Annotated in this window: 12 protein-coding genes; 6 read left to right on the top strand and 6 right to left on the bottom strand. The window is 69.5% G+C overall.

Annotated features, from left to right (window positions below; genetic code table 11):
- Nucleotides 1-46: 46 nt before the first annotated feature.
- The 3 genes from AB5J87_RS00605 to AB5J87_RS00615 are packed head-to-tail and all read left to right on the top strand — an operon-like array spanning nt 47 to nt 3,407.
- Nucleotides 47-1,465 carry a family 2B encapsulin nanocompartment shell protein gene (locus AB5J87_RS00605; protein ID WP_369372666.1) on the top strand — a complete coding sequence of 473 codons (1,419 nt, stop codon included), beginning with the start codon at nt 47-49 and terminating at the stop codon, nt 1,463-1,465.
- Entirely contained in the window at nt 1,462-2,529 is a 1,068-nt protein-coding gene (locus AB5J87_RS00610) for a Camphene synthase (protein ID WP_369372667.1), read from the top strand. The genes AB5J87_RS00605 and AB5J87_RS00610 overlap by 4 nt, the downstream gene beginning before the upstream one ends.
- A gap of 14 nt (nt 2,530-2,543) precedes the next feature.
- Entirely contained in the window at nt 2,544-3,407 is an 864-nt protein-coding gene (locus tag AB5J87_RS00615; protein WP_369372668.1) for a geranyl diphosphate 2-C-methyltransferase, read from the top strand.
- A gap of 165 nt (nt 3,408-3,572) precedes the next feature.
- Here the strand turns inward: AB5J87_RS00615 and AB5J87_RS00620 are convergent, their stop codons facing one another.
- Entirely contained in the window at nt 3,573-4,448 is an 876-nt protein-coding gene (locus AB5J87_RS00620; protein ID WP_369372669.1) for a glutathione S-transferase C-terminal domain-containing protein, read from the bottom strand.
- A gap of 750 nt (nt 4,449-5,198) precedes the next feature.
- On the opposite strand from AB5J87_RS00620, the gene AB5J87_RS00625 reads away from it, so the two are divergent.
- Entirely contained in the window at nt 5,199-6,317 is a 1,119-nt protein-coding gene (locus AB5J87_RS00625; protein ID WP_369372670.1) for an aliphatic sulfonate ABC transporter substrate-binding protein, read from the top strand.
- Between the two features lie 119 nt (nt 6,318-6,436).
- On the opposite strand, the gene AB5J87_RS00630 is transcribed toward AB5J87_RS00625, so the two are convergent.
- The 5 genes from AB5J87_RS00630 to AB5J87_RS00650 form a co-directional block, all read right to left on the bottom strand.
- Nucleotides 6,437-6,895 carry an Rrf2 family transcriptional regulator gene (locus AB5J87_RS00630; RefSeq protein ID WP_369372671.1) on the bottom strand — a complete coding sequence of 153 codons (459 nt, stop codon included), beginning with the start codon at nt 6,893-6,895 and terminating at the stop codon, nt 6,437-6,439.
- A gap of 48 nt (nt 6,896-6,943) precedes the next feature.
- Nucleotides 6,944-8,167, bottom strand: coding sequence for an acyl-CoA dehydrogenase family protein (locus tag AB5J87_RS00635; RefSeq protein WP_369372672.1), 1,224 nt, complete (start codon nt 8,165-8,167; stop codon nt 6,944-6,946).
- A gap of 334 nt (nt 8,168-8,501) precedes the next feature.
- On the bottom strand, nt 8,502-10,985 hold the full coding sequence (locus AB5J87_RS00640; RefSeq protein ID WP_369372673.1) for a hypothetical protein: 2,484 nt from the start codon (nt 10,983-10,985) through the stop codon (nt 8,502-8,504).
- A gap of 224 nt (nt 10,986-11,209) precedes the next feature.
- Nucleotides 11,210-12,940 (bottom strand): RICIN domain-containing protein, encoded by a 1,731-nt coding sequence (locus tag AB5J87_RS00645; protein WP_369372674.1) that lies wholly within the window; start codon nt 12,938-12,940, stop codon nt 11,210-11,212.
- Between the two features lie 596 nt (nt 12,941-13,536).
- Nucleotides 13,537-14,733, bottom strand: coding sequence for a hypothetical protein (locus tag AB5J87_RS00650; protein WP_369372675.1), 1,197 nt, complete (start codon nt 14,731-14,733; stop codon nt 13,537-13,539).
- Between the two features lie 588 nt (nt 14,734-15,321).
- Between AB5J87_RS00650 and AB5J87_RS00655 the strand changes: the two genes are divergently transcribed.
- Both AB5J87_RS00655 and AB5J87_RS00660 read left to right on the top strand, forming a co-directional pair.
- Nucleotides 15,322-16,131 carry an SDR family NAD(P)-dependent oxidoreductase gene (locus tag AB5J87_RS00655; RefSeq protein WP_369372676.1) on the top strand — a complete coding sequence of 270 codons (810 nt, stop codon included), beginning with the start codon at nt 15,322-15,324 and terminating at the stop codon, nt 16,129-16,131.
- Nucleotides 16,132-16,302: 171 nt separating this feature from the next.
- Nucleotides 16,303-17,085, top strand: coding sequence for a GNAT family N-acetyltransferase (locus AB5J87_RS00660; protein WP_369372677.1), 783 nt, complete (start codon nt 16,303-16,305; stop codon nt 17,083-17,085).
- Nucleotides 17,086-17,178: the final 93 nt, after the last annotated feature.

Genomic DNA, 17,178 nt, shown 5'->3' on the forward strand with positions numbered 1-17,178 from the left:
GGCGCGGCTCTTTTGCCATCCCCTGTGCTTCAGGAAGGGATCCTGCATGCCCAATTCCATATCCCAAGACGATCCGCCGCTCGAACCATCTGCGGTGGGTGTCGAGGCGGCACGAAACCTCGCCCACACCGCGAAGTCCGAGCCGCAGATGCAGGGCATCTCCTCCCGGTGGCTTCTGCGCATCCTGCCATGGGTGGATGTGCCGGGTGGCACCTACCGAGTGAACCGGCGTCTGGCGTTCACGGTGGGCAACGGCCGGGTTGCCTTCGACGACACTGGACAGCAAGTCCGGGTTCTCGCCCCGACATTGCGCGAGATACCACCTCTGCGGGACCTGGATGACGAATCCGTCCTCGCCAGGATGGCCACCGCTTTCGAGCGACACGAGGTCGAAGCGGGAGACGTCCTGGCCCGCGCGGGCCAGAAAACGGACCAGCTGGTGCTTGTCGCTCGCGGAAAGATCGACCAAATCACCACCGGTGCGTACACGAATGCCGTCTCGCACGGCTTGCTCGCCGACGGATCCCATTTCGGCAGTGCCTGTCTGGTCGGCAAGAGCACCTGGGAATTCACCTACCGGGCGGTGACCGCCGGTACTGTGCTGGTGCTTCCCTGTAGAGTGTTCAGACAGATCCTTGACCGCTCACCGGAACTGTCGGCGCACCTCCAGCAGTTCCTTTCCCGGCCGCGCCCGGCCATGACGCGGCGGGGCGAGGCCGACATCGCCATCGCGTCCGGACACAGCGGGGAAGCACTTCTGCCGGCCACGTTCGTCGACTACGAGGCGAGCCCACGGGAATACCCGCTGAATGTCGCGCAGACAGTGCTGCGGATCAACACCCGCGTCGGGGACCTGTACAACGGGCCCCAGGACCAGACCGAACAGCAGCTGCGGCTGACCATTGAAGCCCTGCGTGAACGCCAGGAGCACGAGCTGGTCAACCACCCCGAATTCGGGCTGCTCAACAACGTCGACCCCGCGCAGCGAATCGCGACTCGACACGGGCCGCCGACTCCGGACGACCTCGACGAGCTGATTTCGATGCGCAGGCAGACGAAGTTCCTGCTGGCCCACCGGCGGACCATCGCCGCCTTCGCCCGGGAGTGCACCAGAGCCCGAATATGCCCACCGGGGACCGAGTTCAACGGGCACCACGTGGTCGCCTGGCGCGGGGTGCCGTTTCTGCCCTGCAACAAGATTCCGATCTCGGGCGAACTGACCAGCTCGGTCCTGGCGATGCGGACCGGGGAGGACAGCGGCGGGGTGATCGGCCTCTACCAACGGGGCATCGCGGACGAGTACGAGCCGGGCCTTTCGGTGCGGTTTATGGGCATCGACGACCGTGCGACGCTGTCGTACTTGGTCAGCAACTACTACTCGGTCGCCCCACTCCTGCCCAGCGCGCTGGGAATGCTCACCAACGTCGAGGTCGGGCACTACAACAAGCCTCCGGACCTGTCGTGAGCCCCCTGAACGGCCCTACGGGACCCGGCACTTCCGCCGCCTACCGGTTTAACGGTCCGGCGCCGTACGCGCACGACTCGGGTAGACCCGCTCTGCGCCTCCAGTGTCCGCCGCCGCGACGCGACGATCCGGTCCTGGCGGCCCGCCTCGATGAACGCGTCCTGGAGTGGGCAAGCCGCATCGGCATCTACCACGGTCAACTGGACAAGGTGCGTGATGCGGGCTTCGGCCGACTGGCCACGCTGTGCTATCCCGCGACCGAGGACGAGGAGCTGCTGCTGGTCCCGGCCCGCTGCGCACTGGCCATCTGGGCCATGGACGACCACTACTGCGACGAACCAGCCTTGGGCGCGGTACCTCAGCTGCTGGGATCTCGCCTGGCGAATGCGTCAGCCGTCCTGGGCCGGGTCCGCCTCCCCGACCGGTTCGAGGCCGCTTTCGAAGAAGCCACGCACGGCGATCCGGCACTCGAAGGGCTCCGTTCGGCCATGGGCCACCTGCGGCACAAGGTCACCCCCGGTCAGGCGGACCGGACCCGCCACAGCCTGCGCAGCTTGTTCACCGCCCTGGCACAGGAAGGCACCTGGCGTGCCACCGGGCACCGGCCGCAGGTGTGGGAGTACCTGATGAACCGGCAGGCCAACAGCTTCCTGCCGTGCATGACGGTCATCGACGTCCTCGGTGGCTATCAACTGCCCGCCGAGGTCTGGGCACACCTCGACGTCCACGACGCCGTCGGCACCGCCGCCCTGGCTGCCTGCATCGCCAACGACATCTACTCCGCCGACGTCGAAGGCCACTGCGCCGACGGGGATTTCAACCTGCCCGCGGCCATCATCACCGAACGGGGATGCAGCGCCCAGGAGGCACTGCGACTCAGCGCCGAGGTCCACAACGAGCTCATGGACCGCTTTCAGCACCAGAGCCAGGCCCTGGCCGAGTGCGGCGGCCGTGAGCTGACGCGCTTCCTGGCCGGAGTACTGGACTGGTGTGCAGGCAGCCTCGCCTGGCACCGCACCGCCCCCCGATACCGCCGGCCGGCCTCTGTCCGGCCTGGTTCCTGACATCAGGAGAGAACATGACCACCTCGCCCAATGCGTCTCCCGCCGTGCTGCGCACCGACTTCCAGAAGGCGGTCGCCGCCTACTGGGACACCAATGTCAACGACCCGGTCAATCTCGCACTCGGAGAGGTCGACGAGCTGTATCACCACCACTACGGCATCGGCGACTACGACCCCGCAGTACTCGACGCCGGCGGCCCGGAGCGTGAACAGCGGCTGGTTCGCGAGCTGCACCGGCTGGAGAGCGCCCAGGCCGACCTCCTCCTCGACCATCTCGGCCCCATCAGGCGCGAGCACCGCGTCCTGGATGCCGGATCAGGACGTGGCGGAACCTCGTTCATGGCGCACACTCGCTATGGATGCCAGGTGGACGGAGTGACGATCTCCGAGTACCAGGCCGGATTCGCCAACGCCCAGGCGCGGCGCCACCGCCTGCAGAACAACGTCCGCTTCCATTTCCGCAACATGCTCGACACGGGCCTGGAGACCGGATCCCGGCAGGCGGTGTGGACGAACGAGACGACGATGTACGTCGACCTCGGGCAGGCATGCGCCGAGTTCGCCCGCCTCCTGGCCCCGGGCGGACGCTACGTGTGCCTGACTGGCGCCTCCAACGACCTCACCGGCGGTCGCTCGCGAGCCGTCAGCCGCATCGACACCCACTACACCTGCAACATTCACCCTCGAAGCCACTACTTCAAAGCCTTCGCCGACAACGGCCTCGTCCCCATCGCCGTCACCGACCTCACCGCCCTGACCATCCCCTACTGGGAACTGCGCGCCCAGTCCCACCTCGCCACCGGTATCGAGGAGGCTTTCCTCACCGCCTACAAGGAAGGCAGCTTCCACTATCTCCTCATCGCCGCCGACCGCATCTGACAGCCGCACCTGCGGCCGCCAAGAGGCGCCCTCTTGGCGGCCGCAGGTGCGGCGGACGACCGCCTGGTCATCCGGCGGCGCCTTTCACAGTGGTGTGCACGCCAGTGGGTGCGCCGGCCTCAGCGCAAGCGCGGCCCGCGAGTCCGTCCGTCTGCCTCGCCCCGGTCAGCTGGGCTGTCGCACCGGCGCCGGGACCTCGCGTGATACGTACGCCATCCAGTCCACGATCTGCACCGCCGCGCCGGCGGCCTCCGCGCCGCGGCAGTGTGCGTGGTGCCTGCGGGCGATGCCGGGCAGGTCGAGGTGGGAGCCGAAGGCGGGGTGTGCCGTCAGCCGTCGAGCGTACGCCCATACACGGGGGTGCTCCGTGATGCGGTGCACCGCCGCCGCGTCCAGGTGGTGGCGGTGCACGGTGTCCAGCTGCACCAGCGTCGCCCACACCTTCACGTCGGCCAGGGTGAGTTCACCGCCCACTACATGCTGGCGCGAGGTGAGCCGCCGCTCCAGCGTGTCCAGCGCACGCAGCAGGGCGGCCAGTCCGTTGGCCCGTGCCGCCGGGTCGCCGTCGAACTGCCCGGCGCTCTGGGCGGACGCGGTGATGCCCTGCTCGCAGAGCCGGCCGATGCTGTCGATGGCCTTCTCGGCACCGCGGGGGTAGAGATCGGGGCCGTGACCGCCGAACCGCCGGGTCAAGTCGCGCAGGATGTCGGGGGTATGGGTGCTGACGATGGTTCCGGTCCAGTTGTCGCTCAGGACGGGCGCCGCGGCCGGTCCGGGGTGCAGGTGCGAACTGGCCTCGTACAGCGGACGCAGCGCCAGGTGGCCGCCGTCCGGGGCGTCGGGCAGGGAAGGCAGCAGCGTCACCGGGAGGGTGCCGCCGAGGCCGAGCAGGCCGTGCGTGACGGCGATCTGCAGACAGGACGGACAGGACAGCGCGAGGTGGAGCCGGAAGCGCTGGGGCGCGGCGTAGTAGCCGCTGCGCGCGTCACGGCCGATCCTGCTCCGGAAGGACGGCACGGGGGACGGGGACGTGGCGGACATGTTTCTCCCTGGGGTGCTCGGTCACGGGCATACGGGGATGAGCGCTCGCGGCGGCTTGGGCGCGGCCGGGAGGCGGTACGGGTGTGGGGGTCAGGCGCGGACGGGCGTGGAGCCGTCACGGAGCGGGGAACTCGCCGCACTGCACACGCGCAGAAGGTCGATGTGGCGGCGGGACGTCAGCGGGGGCAGCGGCCGGACGGCACGGCGGACAGCTCGGCGACCGAGGTCCAGCTCGGAGCGGTCCATCTTTCCCTACCACTTCACTAGGATTTCCCCGTATGGGAGTGTCCGGCCGCAGTCGGGCGCCGTCAAGAGGGCGCGTTCCCCCGTATCGGAACGTCTCGCCGCTTGAGATGCCACCCGGCGCACCCGTCCGGTCGGGCAGCACGGGGCGGACGTGCGGGCCTGCGGTCGGCAGGAGGCACTCCGCCCTCCTGGCAAGTGACCGACACAGTGGGGCAATTCGCCGCACGTCCCGACAGCCGAGATGTTTGCGTCCAACATACGAACATGCTCTTGGGGTGGGTGCCGTCTTCTGCCACGATCCCTAGCGCCCAGGTAGGAAAACTAGGGATCAGGGGGGGGGACGTGGGAGCGCTCAGCTGCGCGGACCGGGTATTGCCCGTGCTCACTTCGCGTCGTCACATCGACTTCGGCCGTTCGTCGAGCTCCATCTGTCGACCGGTCTGAGACCACAGCCTCGATTCTTCACCTCCTTGATCACCCCGTTTCCCCGGAGAGGACATCTCCGTGTCTGCCGCAAGACCGCTCACCACCCTGCGCACTCTCGCCGTCATGTCCGCGCTCCCCCTTGTCCTGCTCGCCGCATGCAGTTACGGCTCGGAGAAGGACAAGCCGGACGACGCCCAGAAGGCCGGCGCCGCCGCCCCGGACGCCAAGAAGCTGTCCGCCGACACCGTGAAGATCGGCTACTTCCCCAACCTCACCCACGCCACCGCCCTGGTCGGCATCCAACAGGGCCTCATCCAGAAGGAACTCGGCGGCACCAAGGTCCAGACCGCCACCTTCAACGCCGGCCCCTCCGAAATCGAGGCACTCAACGCCGGCGCCATCGACATCGGCTGGATCGGCCCCTCCCCCTCCATCAACGGCTACACCAAGTCCAAGGGCCACAACCTCCGCATCATCGCCGGCTCCGCCTCCGGCGGCGTCAAACTCGTCGTCAACCCCGACAGGATCAAGTCCCTCGACGACGTCAAGGGCAAGAAGATCGCCACCCCCCAGCTCGGCAACACCCAGGACGTCGCCTTCCTCAACTGGACCGCCGAAAAAGGCTGGAAGGTCGACGCCCAGAGCGGCAAGGGCGACGTCTCCGTCGTCCGCACCGACAACAAGATCACCCCGGACGCCTACAAATCCGGCTCCATCGACGGCGCCTGGGTCCCCGAACCCACCGCCTCCAAACTCGTCTCCCAGGGCGCCAAGGTCCTCCTCGACGAATCCGACCTGTGGGCCGACCACGAATTCGTCATCACCAACGTGATCGTCTCCCAGAAGTTCCTCAAGGCCCACCCCGACGTCGTCGAAGCCGTCCTGCGCGGCTCCGTCAAAACCAACGACTGGATCAACACCCACCCCGACCAGGCCAAGGCATCCGCCAACACCGCCCTCAAGACCCTCAGCGGCAAAGCCCTGCCCGCCAACATCCTCGACCCGGCCTGGCAGTCCATCAAGACCACCGACGACCCCCTCGCCGCCACCCTCGGCCTCGAAGCCGACCACGCGGTCAAGGCCGGCCTCCTCAAAAAGCCCGACCTGGACGGCATCTACGACCTCCGCCCCCTCAACAAGGTCCTCAAAACCCTCGGCAAGCCCACGGTCAACGACGCCGGATACGGCACCAAGTGACGGAGGCCGATCCGGGGGCGCGAGGAGTCCCCAGGAGGTGACGCCGTGGCTGCCGCGCATGACGAGGCAGCCACGGCGCGGCGCCGTTCGCGGGCCGCCGCACAGCCATCAGCCGCCGTTCAGGGATTCGTCCACGCCTCGGGGTCCTCGGCGAGGCTCAGCACGTCGTCGGGGAGCTTGGCCGCGGCCACGTGGGCCAGGGTGACCTCACCGAGGATCTTGCGTACGTTGGCGCGCACCGCGATCCACAGCGGCAGCAGCGACTCCGCCGGACCGCAGTAGGAGAGCTCGGGCGGGCGCACTCCCCGCACCGACACCAGGGGGCCGTCCGCCAGCCGGATGACGTCGGCGATCGCGATCGACTCCGCCGGGCGGGCGAGCCGGTAGCCGCCGTTGCCGCCGCGCTGGCTGACCACGAGGCCGCCCCGGCGCAGGTCGCCGAGGATGCCCTCCAGGAATTTGTGCGGGATGCCCTGCGCCGCGGCGATCGCTTCGGCCTTCAGTGAGACCTCGTCCCCTGCCGCGGCCAGCTCCAGTGCCGCCCGCACCGCATAGTCCGCCCGTGCCGAGATCCGCATGCCGCGATTATCCATCATTGCCGCGTCCGCCCGTCACCGGCTCCGCCGTCAGGCGGGAAGGGTGAAGGGCGGGTGCACACCGTTGAGGAAGTAGTCCCCGATCTCGCGCAGCCGGTGGGCGGCGGGCTCACGCAGGGTGTGTGTCCGGGCGTTGCGCCAGAAGCGGTCGAAGCCGTGGCGCGCGGAGGCGGCGTCGGGGCCGATCACCTCCAAGGCGCGGGCGGTGATGTCCTGTACGGACCGGGAGGCGGCTGCCTCCGCCACGCTGGCGAGCACGGCGATCTCCGCGCCTTCCTCGTCGTCGAGGTCATCGCCCCGCGCCAGGCCCCGCAGCAGGGCGTCCACCGCCTGGTCGGCGAGGGCGGAGGCGGCACGTGCGGCGACGGCGAGCTCGCCGTACACGGTCAGCTCGTACGGATCCCGCGGGAGGCCATCTGTCCAGGTCAGGGGGGAGAAGGGCTGCCAGGGGGACCGCACGGCCCTGCCGTGTTCCCGTACCTCGGCCAGCAGTCCCTCGGCGACGCCGAGACAGTACTGGGTGGAGACCAGGCGCACGGTCGGCACGGCCAGGGAGGCACACGGGGACAGGACGCCCTCGTCCGGCGAGAGCGAGCCGAGTACGTCGTCCGCCGTGACCGGCACGGCGTCGCACTCCACGGCCCCACCGGCTGCCAGGCGCTGGCCGAAGGTGTCTCCGCTGGCGCCGCTCACCACACCGGGGCCGGTGGGATCGACGAGGACGGCCAGCGGCTCACCGGTGCCGTACCTGGCGGCCCGCAGTACCAGCCTGTCGGCGATCCCCACTCCGGCGGCGAACTTCTGGTAGCCGTCCAGCAGATAGCCGTCCGCCGCGGGGGTCAGGATGAGCGGCGGTTCGTGCGAGGCGATACCGCCGCCCCAGCACCACTGCCTGGCCGTCGACTCCCGCTCGATGCGGGCGGCATGGGCGGGACCGGCGAAGAACCGGGCGCTGGAGGAGAGGAAGTAGTGGCTGCCCAGCAGATGGCCGATGGCGCCGTCGGCCGCGGCGACGGTCCTCACCACCGAGTAGGCCGTGCGCCAGTCGGCGCCTCCTCCCCCGTACTCGGCCGGTGCCAGCAGGGTCAGCAGTCCCGACTCGCGGAGCTGGGCGACCTCGTCGAGCGGCGCCTTGCCGGCCTGTTCGCGCTCGACCGCATCGGCGGCCAGGTCGTCCGCCACCTCGTGGGCGATGTGCAGCCAGTCGGCCGGCCCGGCGTGCGCATCGGTCGCTTCGCCCACCACCACCGTCATGTCCGCACCCACTTCGGGCGACCGCGGCGCTCGCTACAGCTCAGTGCTGGCATCATGACGTCTTCCTCCAGAGGACCGAGGACAACGCGGCGCCCGGCGAGGCGGCATGGAAGTGCAGCGGTGCGCGGTGACGCGTCGGCTTCACCATCCTCACTCTCCCCTTCGGCCACCGTCAACATTTTCCTAGTAATTCGATAGGAAAACTAGGGATGATGGTCCGCTCTGGCTCAATCACCCTCCTGGATGGCAAGTTGACGACGGCAGGCGCAGGCTCAGCGCCCACTCGCCCCAGGGCCGCAGACCGTCCAGGGCACGGCAGCCCCCGCACAGCGCGTCACGCGGGAGCCGGACCTTCACCAGCCTCGTTCAGGAGGTGGCCGTGCCTCTTCTTCATCCCGGGCATCCTGCCCTTCAGCGTGGACGGGTGGAGGTGCAGTGCGTCCGCCATGGAGTTCTGGGAGACCTCCTGCGGGCCCAGGAACATGATGGTGAAGACCAGCCGCTCGAAGTCGCTCGTGAACTTGGGCGCGCCTTCGATCTGCTTACTGCGCTCCCACGCCTCGCGGAAGTCGTCCGGCATCGCGTTGACGAGCCGCTGCCGCTCCTGCCCGCTGATCTGCCGCGGCTTGCTCCGCTGGTGCCCGCTCGCCAACTTCTTCAACCTATGGCTGAGGGACGGAGGTTGGATGTCGAAGATCTCCTGCGCCACGAACGCCTGGCTGACGATCGCGCCCTCTCCCGCCGTCAGCGTCCGGATGCGTTCGAGCATCGCGTCGGGGAACGGCGTGACATACTGCTGCCCCTCACCCTTTGCGCCCTCCGGCTGCTTCTCCTTGCGCGACCTGCGCTTCTGGTACTCCTCCAGCAGGTCATGGCCCATCAGCGGCATCAACTGCCGCTCAACCTCACCCCTCAGCCTCTCCTTCTCCTGCGCGGCCCGGGCCTTCTTGTCCCCGGCAGGCGCGGGCGGGGCCTTGGGCTCGGTCCGGAGGTTGAGCTCCCTGGTGCGGGTGGTCAGATCGGCCACCCCCTCCGTGCCGGACTCGTCCGATGCCTCACTGGTGGACGGCGTGTCCACGGTCGGCTGCTCGCCCTTGTTCGGGTAGCGCAGTTTGCCGTTGTCGGTCCTGGTGAGCTCCAGCCGCTGCTCCATGCCCCCGTCGGCACCCATCACCGCTTCGTGGATGCCGTGCGCGGCGGAGGGAGCGGCGGGTGTCGCGTTCCTGGGCGCGGACGCGTACATCGGCTGCCCCGGCCCCACGTGCTTCTCGAAGTGCGCGTCGAACGCCTCCTGCTCCTCCGGTCCCAGGCCGTCGCCGAAGCTCTCGTACGCGTGCTTGAGCGGAGTCACGAAGAGGTGGTTGCCCCGCGGGTCGAAGGAGATGTCGTAGCCCAGCTCGTCCTTGAAGTACGCGAGCAGTGCGAGGCACGCCCGGCAGGGGCGCTTGCGGCCGTGCACCAGGAAGCGCCCGGCGTCCTCTCCGGCGTGGCTCAGCAGCATCAGCAGCTTCTGCTCGGCGTGCTGGCTGTCCTTGCTGTCACCGGTGTGGAGCAGATACGCGTAGCCGCTGTACTTCCCCGACACCAGATCGGCCAGATAGGCGCGGTGGGTGGGATCCTGCGCAGCCGCCTCGGAGACATCGACCGTACGGACCCACTTCACGTTCCGCAGGGCCTGCAGGGTCGCGTTGTCGCGCTTGTACGCGGAAGCCGGGTCATCGAGGTCCATCGCGGAATCCAGCGGCAGTGCCGGCATGGTCTTCGTCAGGCCCTGACGAGTCTTCAGCCGGGCCTGGCGGTCGCGTTCCTTGGGGTCGTCGTACTTCGGCAGCGCCGCCGCGCCCGCGCCCTTGCCGGTCTGCCGGCGCTTGCCGATCTGAGGAGCGGGCGCACCGGCTCGCCGCTTGCCCGACCCCTCCTGCACCGGCTCCTGTTCCCCTTCCGCCTCGGCGGGATTGTCGTAGTCGGTGACCAGCATCTCCCGCAGCGCCCCGCCCGGCGCGTCCTCTTCGTCGCTGTCCAGACCCGCGGCGGCCAGGAGCGCCCGGTGCAGGCCCAGCACGGACTGGTCCCGGTTGCTGGAGAAGAACAGGGTGTTGTTGCCCAGCATCGCCTGGACTTCCTCTTCCTTCTCCTTCTTCTGCTTCTTCTCCGGGTCCGCCCCCGCCGACGCCCCGGCAGCCGCCTTCTTCTCCTGGTGGCCGATGCCGCTGTACGCCGTACGGGCCAGGTGGCGCAGGCTCTGCTCGTCAGGCTGGCCCTTGTAGGAGCGGGCGTAACGGATGATCACCTCTTCGGTGACCCGGCCCCACCGGAAGTCCGGCTGCTCGTCGGTGCACTGCTTGGCCAGCTCGGCGATCTTTTTGTAGCGGGCCTCCCACTCGGCCACGACCTTGGAGGAGCCGCTCCCCTCGGCCTTGCTCCTTCCCTTGCCCTTGGTGTCCTTCGCCTTGCCCGAGCTCTCCTTCTTGCTCTTCTCGTCCTTCGCCCGGGACACGGTGGCGTGCCCGACCATGCGCTGCACAGCGGGTACGCCCGCGCCCGAGCCGGCGGACGACGTCGCCGCGCCGATCAGGGCGCGGCGGCCCTTGGGGCCGGCGTCCGCCGCTCCTCCGTGCCCGCAGCCGTCACCGTGGACGTGCCGGCCGGTGGCAACGCGCCGCGCGATGGCCTGGTTGCCCACCCGGCCGCGCAACGCGACGACCTCCGCCGGAGTCATGCGTTCCGCCGCCGGGGCGGCGGGCTCCGCCACGGGGCGCGGCGGGACGCTCGCGGCGTTCGTGGCCTTCTGGCCCGGTTGTTCCTCGTGCGCGCGCATGACGTGTCCGTCCGGTCGGCGAAGAAAGCACCTGCGGGCGGTCCGCCGCGGCCGACGAAGGCCGGGCTTTTCGGCCAAGACCGTCCGCCCGCCGTTGTACCGGGCTGCGCTCGGGGACGACAGGGCCTTCCGGGCACTCGCAAGGGCAGACGGCCCCCGATTTCGGCGGCGGGACCAACGGTGCGAGCACTACCCGCTCGCCGTCGGTTCAGCGCGTGCGGCTATCAGCCCGGGTCGGTGCCGCAGACGTAGTACGCCTTGCCCAGCCCCTTGACCGTGCCGGTCAGCAGACCGACCGCGGCTCCCGCAGCCGCGCCTTCAGGGCCTGCGGCGGCGCCGACGGAAGCGCCGGTCCCCGCGGCGCCCAGCAGCGTGCTCAGGATCGCGCCCTCCCCCATGCTCTTGCCGAGGATCTTCGCCATGCACTTGTTCCACTCGTCGGAGTTCTTCGGGTGCTCCTTGTCGGGGATCGGCCACATCGCGGGGCGCACCACCCCCGTCGGCGCGAGGGAGGTGGACCGGACCGAGGTGGCGGCGCGCGTAAACCCGGCGGTGACGACGCCCATGGACGCGCCCTTGAACGACGCGGCCTTGGCGGGCGGGGCCGCAGCGGTCCTGGCGGTGGTGTAGTCGACGGCGGGCATGGTCATGGAGCCGTCGATGGTGTCACCGGGCGCGTTCTCGATGGTCTGCGTGATGACGTCGCCGGAGACGGTCAGACCGACCGAGTGGGTGGTCCCCTTGGTGTCCACGACGGTGCTCGGCTTGATGGTGCCCACGGTGTTCCCCGTGGCCGTGTCGATGAGCTTCAGTTTGTTGGGGCCGTCCTGCGACGCGGTGACGCCGTCGGGGAGGTCCGGGGTGAACGACGCCTTGGTGGCCATGGTCAGCGCCGGTGCGTCAGCGCTCGTCACGTCCGCGGTGCCGGGCGGGTTCGGGCTGGTGTGGGCGATGTACATCGTGGAGCCGGCCGCCGAGTTGATGACGGGGACGGTCACGGTCGCGTCCGCCGTCCACGGCTGGTTGTCGGTGTCGAAGGTCCACGTACCGGTGACCTTCTTGCCGATGGCCGCGAAGTCGACCCATCCGTAGTTCTTGGCGGGGACGGTCACGGCGATGCCGTTGATGGTCGACTGGTCGGACTGGTAGGTGGTGGTCGACTGGAGCTGCGTGGAAACCATGGCCTGGACGGGAACGGACACACCGACCGAGGCCGACGTGCCCACACCGAAGGACTGCGACCAGCCCGAGTGATAGATGGTGGTGAAGACCTGCGTCACCTTGTCACCGGTGTCGTTGTACCAGACCGACGAGGCGGGCTGACGGGGCAGCGGCTCGGGCTGCCCCTCGGACTTCTGCGTCCACGAACAGGTGGAGGTCTTCTTGGCGCACAGGTCGGCGTAGTAGTCAAGCGCCAGGCTCCTGGCCTCGGCCGCCTTCGACGCGGGAACCGTCCACTCCTGCGCAGCGCTGCCGTTGCAGACGTTGGGCTGGGCCAGGATCCCCCACAGGTGAAGGCCGCCCCGGTTGTCCATGCAGTATTCGGTGCCGGAGGCGGCGTCCCGCCGCACGAGCCCGAAGGCGTTGGGCTTGCCGTCCACAGGACGGAAGTGCCACTGCTCGCCGTCCTGGCCGCACGACTTCTGCGTGGCCGGCTGGCTTGCGTAGACGCACTTCCCGGACGACGTACTGGCGATGTTGAACTGGCCGGGATCGCCCAGCTTGATCAGGCGGAAGCTCTGGTAGTTGGTGCCGTCCGGCGTAACGGATATCTGGTTACCGTCGTTGTTGCCCGTCGCATTCAGGGTGCCGTTGCCGTTGGTGAACGTGTAGGCGTCCGTCGTGACTGCGGCTGCGGCCGGTGCCGCGGAAAGGGCGAGGGCCGGGCCCACAAGAGCGGTGACGGTCAACGGGACGGCCAGCAGTCGTCCGACGCGTCGGAAAGAGGATCTCATCTCGGTCTTCCTGTGAGGTGCCTGTGTCGCGATTACGTACTAGACACCCCAGGCCACGCGGAATGCGATCTTCCGTCGCGTGATCCCCATCTCGCATGCATTCAAGACACATCTATGGCTAGTTCTCCGCCCCTTTTCCAACCATCGGGAAACCGGAGGCTCGCACCGGGCATTGCCGCCACCAAACCCAGCAGCGCCGATCGGCTGCAACCCTCACCGGGCATGCGCCACATCCGGATCCGCGGCCTCCTCCCCCAGCAGCCCGAAGAGCTGGGCCGACACGGAATTCCGAACGCACCGCTCTGCTGCCCCAGGCGGTCGCCGCACGATGACGGCTCGCTCTCCGACGGTCCGGCAACACAGCCGAGAACCGCACTGGACTGCATTACCGACGACTAAGACCGTCCTTGAAGTCCCGTGATTTTTCAGGGAGATGATGCATTTTAAATCCCGCCCGCAGGCCGAAATCTCAGAATCCCCTTCCGCCAACTACTCCTGAGAGAAAGCCGTTTGGGGGGAGGTGCGCCACAAGTGCCGCACCTCCCCACATAGTCAGGGATCAAGCCGCCCTCACTCGCCCCGCCTTTCCAACGTGCCTACTTGTCAATCCAGATGCCGAAGTCCCGCCAGGCCGTGCCGAAGTCCTGGAAGCCGAGACGGGCACCCGCCGAGCGCGTGACGGTGCCCTTGGCGATCGCGCCGCCGTTCGCCGATGCCGCGTACACCGGGCCACCGCTGTCGCCGCCGCGAGCGGCTTCCTGGCCGTTGGTCTGCTCGGCCTCGACCAGGTCCTCGGAGTCGTTGTAGAAGAAGAGCACCTTCAGATTGCAGACGGGGCCGCCGGTCGCGCCCGCACTCGTCACCCCCGACTGGCACAGGACCTCACCGGGGTACACCCAGTCCCAGCCATCCACCCGAACACCGCGCTCGTCGTTGCCCCGCCCGCCGGTGTACATGAAGTTGTCCACATCGGCGGTCGGGATCAGCATGATGTCGTGGGGGTCGTTGGCAGGCCCGGGCGTACCGATGTAGGCGTCCGCGCCATTGGTGTAGCGGTCGCCGGCCTTCCCGCAGTGCTCCGCGGTGAGGATGAACTGCGCCCCGGTGCTGTTGCGGACCCCGAAGCCCGACGTGCAGTTGGGCGCGCCGTTGTTCTTCAGCAGGGCGCCACCCGACCACGGGAAGGAGTCGTTGTCGCGCGAGCGCTCCTTGAGCGGTGCCTCCTCGACCGTGCGCACCGGAACGCCCGCGGCATCGGCCAGCGCCCAGGGAGCGGGCGAGGCGGCGATCTTGGCGCCGCCCGTCCCGGCCCCGTCGGCGGCGAGCACCAGGCCGCTGCCGTCCGTCGGGATCTTGACCGTGTGTCCCAGGGCGGGATGCTTGCGCAACTGCCCTTGCAGGCGCGCGGAGGCGGACTTCAGCTCGCCGAGCGAGTAGCGCGCGTCCGCCACCCGCACCGGGGCCGTACGCCGCGCCTCGTCGATCGCACCCTGGACCTGGCCGGGTATCTCGCCCTTCCACCACAGGACGACTTGGTCCCGTTCCAGACCGATCCCGGCGAAGCCGGCGTTGCTGCCGCGTTCCACCTGCCATCTGATCTTGTCGGCGGCGGCCACGAGCGGTCGCTGCCGGTTCATCTCGTTGAGCGTGTCCTTGGCAACGACCTGGCTGACCGCGACCGTTCTCTTCCCGTGCGGCTCCGCGCTCGCGCTCGTGCCCTGCGCCGCCGTACCGAGCAGTGCCGTACTCAGGACCACCGCTCCTGTGGCGAGCAGCGCCAGGTTGGCTCTCATCGAACCGCCTCCTTGTGACGTCGGCGCGGCAGCGCTTCGCCGCCGCGGTCAACGGAAGGTATGGAGCGGTACTCAATGGCGTATAAACGAGCGATCAACGCGGAGCCATGCGCTCCCCGGGCCGGTTCCGCGCGGACGGGTCCGGGCCGCCGACGTTCTGCGTCCGCTGCGCGATCCGGACCTTCCCCCGCACCCCGCACCCCGCACCCCGCACCCCGGAGCCGGAGCATGCTGTGCGTGCCGCGCTCGACCAAGGTGGCCGAGCGGCGCGGCCAGGGCACACACCCCGAACTCGACTGACCCCTATCAGAAGACCGTCAAGGACTGGCCCGGTCCCTTGAGTCCGCGTTCGGCCCGGAGTTGGATGAATGTCGTGAACAGCAGTCCGCGCCATGACGACCGGCCACCGCATCCGGTGCCTCCGGTAGTGCGTGCTGTTCCCGCGTCGGCTCCCTAGAGCCGCGCCTCCCCCGCGCGTACGCCGCCGTCGTTCCCATGCCCGGCGGCGTACGCGCGTCCTCATTTCTCTCCGCATGCCCACCGCCCCGCCCGGGGCGCGATCGGCGTGCCCCGACCCAGGAGTCCACCATGACCTCCGCATCCCTGTCCGGCCGTACCGTCCTGGTCACCGGAGCCACTTCCGGCATCGGCTACGAGACCGCGCGACAGCTCGCCGAGCGCGGCGCCACCGTCCTGGTCCACGGCCGCACGGCCGAGGAGGCCCAGGCCGCCGCCGACCGGCTCATCGCCACCGCCGGCATCGACGCCGCCCGCCTGTGCGCGTACGGCGCCGACTTCACCCGCCTCGACGAGGTCGAGGTGCTGGCACACCGTGTCATCGAAGCGCACCCGCACCTCGACGTCCTCGTCAACAACGCCGCCATCGCCGCCCCCGAGCGGCACACCGTCACGGCCGACGGCAACGAGGTCGCCTTCCAGGTCAACTTCCTCGCCCACTACCTCCTCACCTGCCTCCTCGAACCCGCCCTCACCAGCGACCCCGGCGGCCGCGTCGTCAACGTGTCCTCCTCGCTCCACCGCACCGCCAACATCCAGTGGTCCGACCCCAACCGGGCCCGGCGCTACTCCCGGCTCGCCGCCTACGCCCAGTCCCAGCTCGCCCTCACGGTCTTCGCCGCCGACCCCCGGGTCACCGCCGTCTCCCTGCACCCCGGCGTCTGCGAAACGTCACTGCGTCCGCTCTACGCGCACGAAGGAGACAGCGCCGCGAAGGGCGCCGCCCACGTCGTACGCCTCTGCGACCCGGCCACCGAGATCGTCAACGGCGCCTACTACGACCGCGACGAACGCGTCGCCCCGGCCCCCGCCGCCACCGAGAACCGCTCGGTACAGCGCCTCAACAAGCTCGCCTCCCTGCTCGTCGGCCACACCGCCTGAAGGAGAGACCCCGCATGTCCAAGCGCGCACGCAAGAAGAAGGCCCGCCGCAAGAAGAAGGCCAACCACGGCAGCAAGGCGGCGGCCTAGCACCGCCCGCAGGGGTGGTCCGTTCCGGCGGACGGGCCACCCCTGATCAAACCCCCGCCACCCCGAATCAGGTGACCTCAACATGATCGAGCTCTCTCGCCGCCAACTCCCCGGGTACAGCGGCTGGTTCCCCCGCGCGACAGCGGGCCCCACCGCCCTGGCCGAACACGTTCTCACCGCAACAGGCCGACTCTGGGCGGACCGCGCCGACCGGCCCCGCGCGATCGCCGTCGCCTGCGCGGGCCACGTCCTGCTCCGCGGCAACCCGGACGCCCTCGACCCCACGGCCCTGACACCCCTCTCCGGCCACTACGTGTTGGCGCCGAGCCGCTTCCTGCCGGTACTCGGCTCCGCCTTCGACCGGGTCGTGCCCTGGGAGCGCATGGTGTACGTACAGCGGGAGCAACCGACCGCGCCCCGTCCACCGCGCGGTGTGATCGTGCGCCGCATCACCGCCTCCGACACCCGCAGGCTGGCCGCACTCGGCGCCGACGCGGCCTGGATCCACGCCAGTTGGGGTGGCCCCGGCGAGCTCGCCGCCTCCGGATGCGCCTGGGGCGCGTTCGACAAAGGCCGCCTTCTGGCCATCGCCTGCACCTACTTCCGCGGCAGCCGGTACGAGGACATCGCCGTCGTCACAGCCCCCGACCACCGCCGCCGGCACCTCGCCCTCAGCTGCGTGCTCGCGCTCGGCGCGGACGCCGCCGCACGCGGGCGGACCGCCAGCTGGACCTGCTCCCGGTACAACCGTGCCAGCCGCCTGCTCGCCTGGCACGCGGGTTTCCGCCTGGAGCGGGAGTACGTGCACTACGCCACCGGCGCAGCGGCTCCCCACGGGGTCACCGGCCTGCGCGTACCCGTCTGAGCGGTTCGGGTGTCGCCGTAGGGCGGCAAGGGACCGAGCGCCCTTGCTGAGGCTTCGCGGTCACGGACGACGATCGGGGCTGCGGCCGGACCC

The sequence above is a fragment of the Streptomyces sp. cg36 genome (assembly GCF_041080675.1).
Classification (GTDB): domain Bacteria; phylum Actinomycetota; class Actinomycetes; order Streptomycetales; family Streptomycetaceae; genus Streptomyces.

Coding starts and splice junctions, on each gene's coding strand:
- AB5J87_RS00620 (WP_369372669.1), bottom strand. CDS start 4,448: ATGTCCGCCACGTCCCCGTCCCCCGTGCCGTCCTTCCGGAGCAGGATC.
- AB5J87_RS00650 (WP_369372675.1), bottom strand. CDS start 14,733: ATGAGAGCCAACCTGGCGCTGCTCGCCACAGGAGCGGTGGTCCTGAGT.
- AB5J87_RS00655 (WP_369372676.1), top strand. CDS start 15,322: ATGACCTCCGCATCCCTGTCCGGCCGTACCGTCCTGGTCACCGGAGCC.
- AB5J87_RS00615 (WP_369372668.1), top strand. CDS start 2,544: ATGACCACCTCGCCCAATGCGTCTCCCGCCGTGCTGCGCACCGACTTC.
- AB5J87_RS00645 (WP_369372674.1), bottom strand. CDS start 12,940: ATGAGATCCTCTTTCCGACGCGTCGGACGACTGCTGGCCGTCCCGTTG.
- AB5J87_RS00660 (WP_369372677.1), top strand. CDS start 16,303: ATGATCGAGCTCTCTCGCCGCCAACTCCCCGGGTACAGCGGCTGGTTC.
- AB5J87_RS00635 (WP_369372672.1), bottom strand. CDS start 8,167: ATGACGGTGGTGGTGGGCGAAGCGACCGATGCGCACGCCGGGCCGGCC.
- AB5J87_RS00605 (WP_369372666.1), top strand. CDS start 47: ATGCCCAATTCCATATCCCAAGACGATCCGCCGCTCGAACCATCTGCG.
- AB5J87_RS00630 (WP_369372671.1), bottom strand. CDS start 6,895: ATGCGGATCTCGGCACGGGCGGACTATGCGGTGCGGGCGGCACTGGAG.
- AB5J87_RS00640 (WP_369372673.1), bottom strand. CDS start 10,985: ATGCGCGCGCACGAGGAACAACCGGGCCAGAAGGCCACGAACGCCGCG.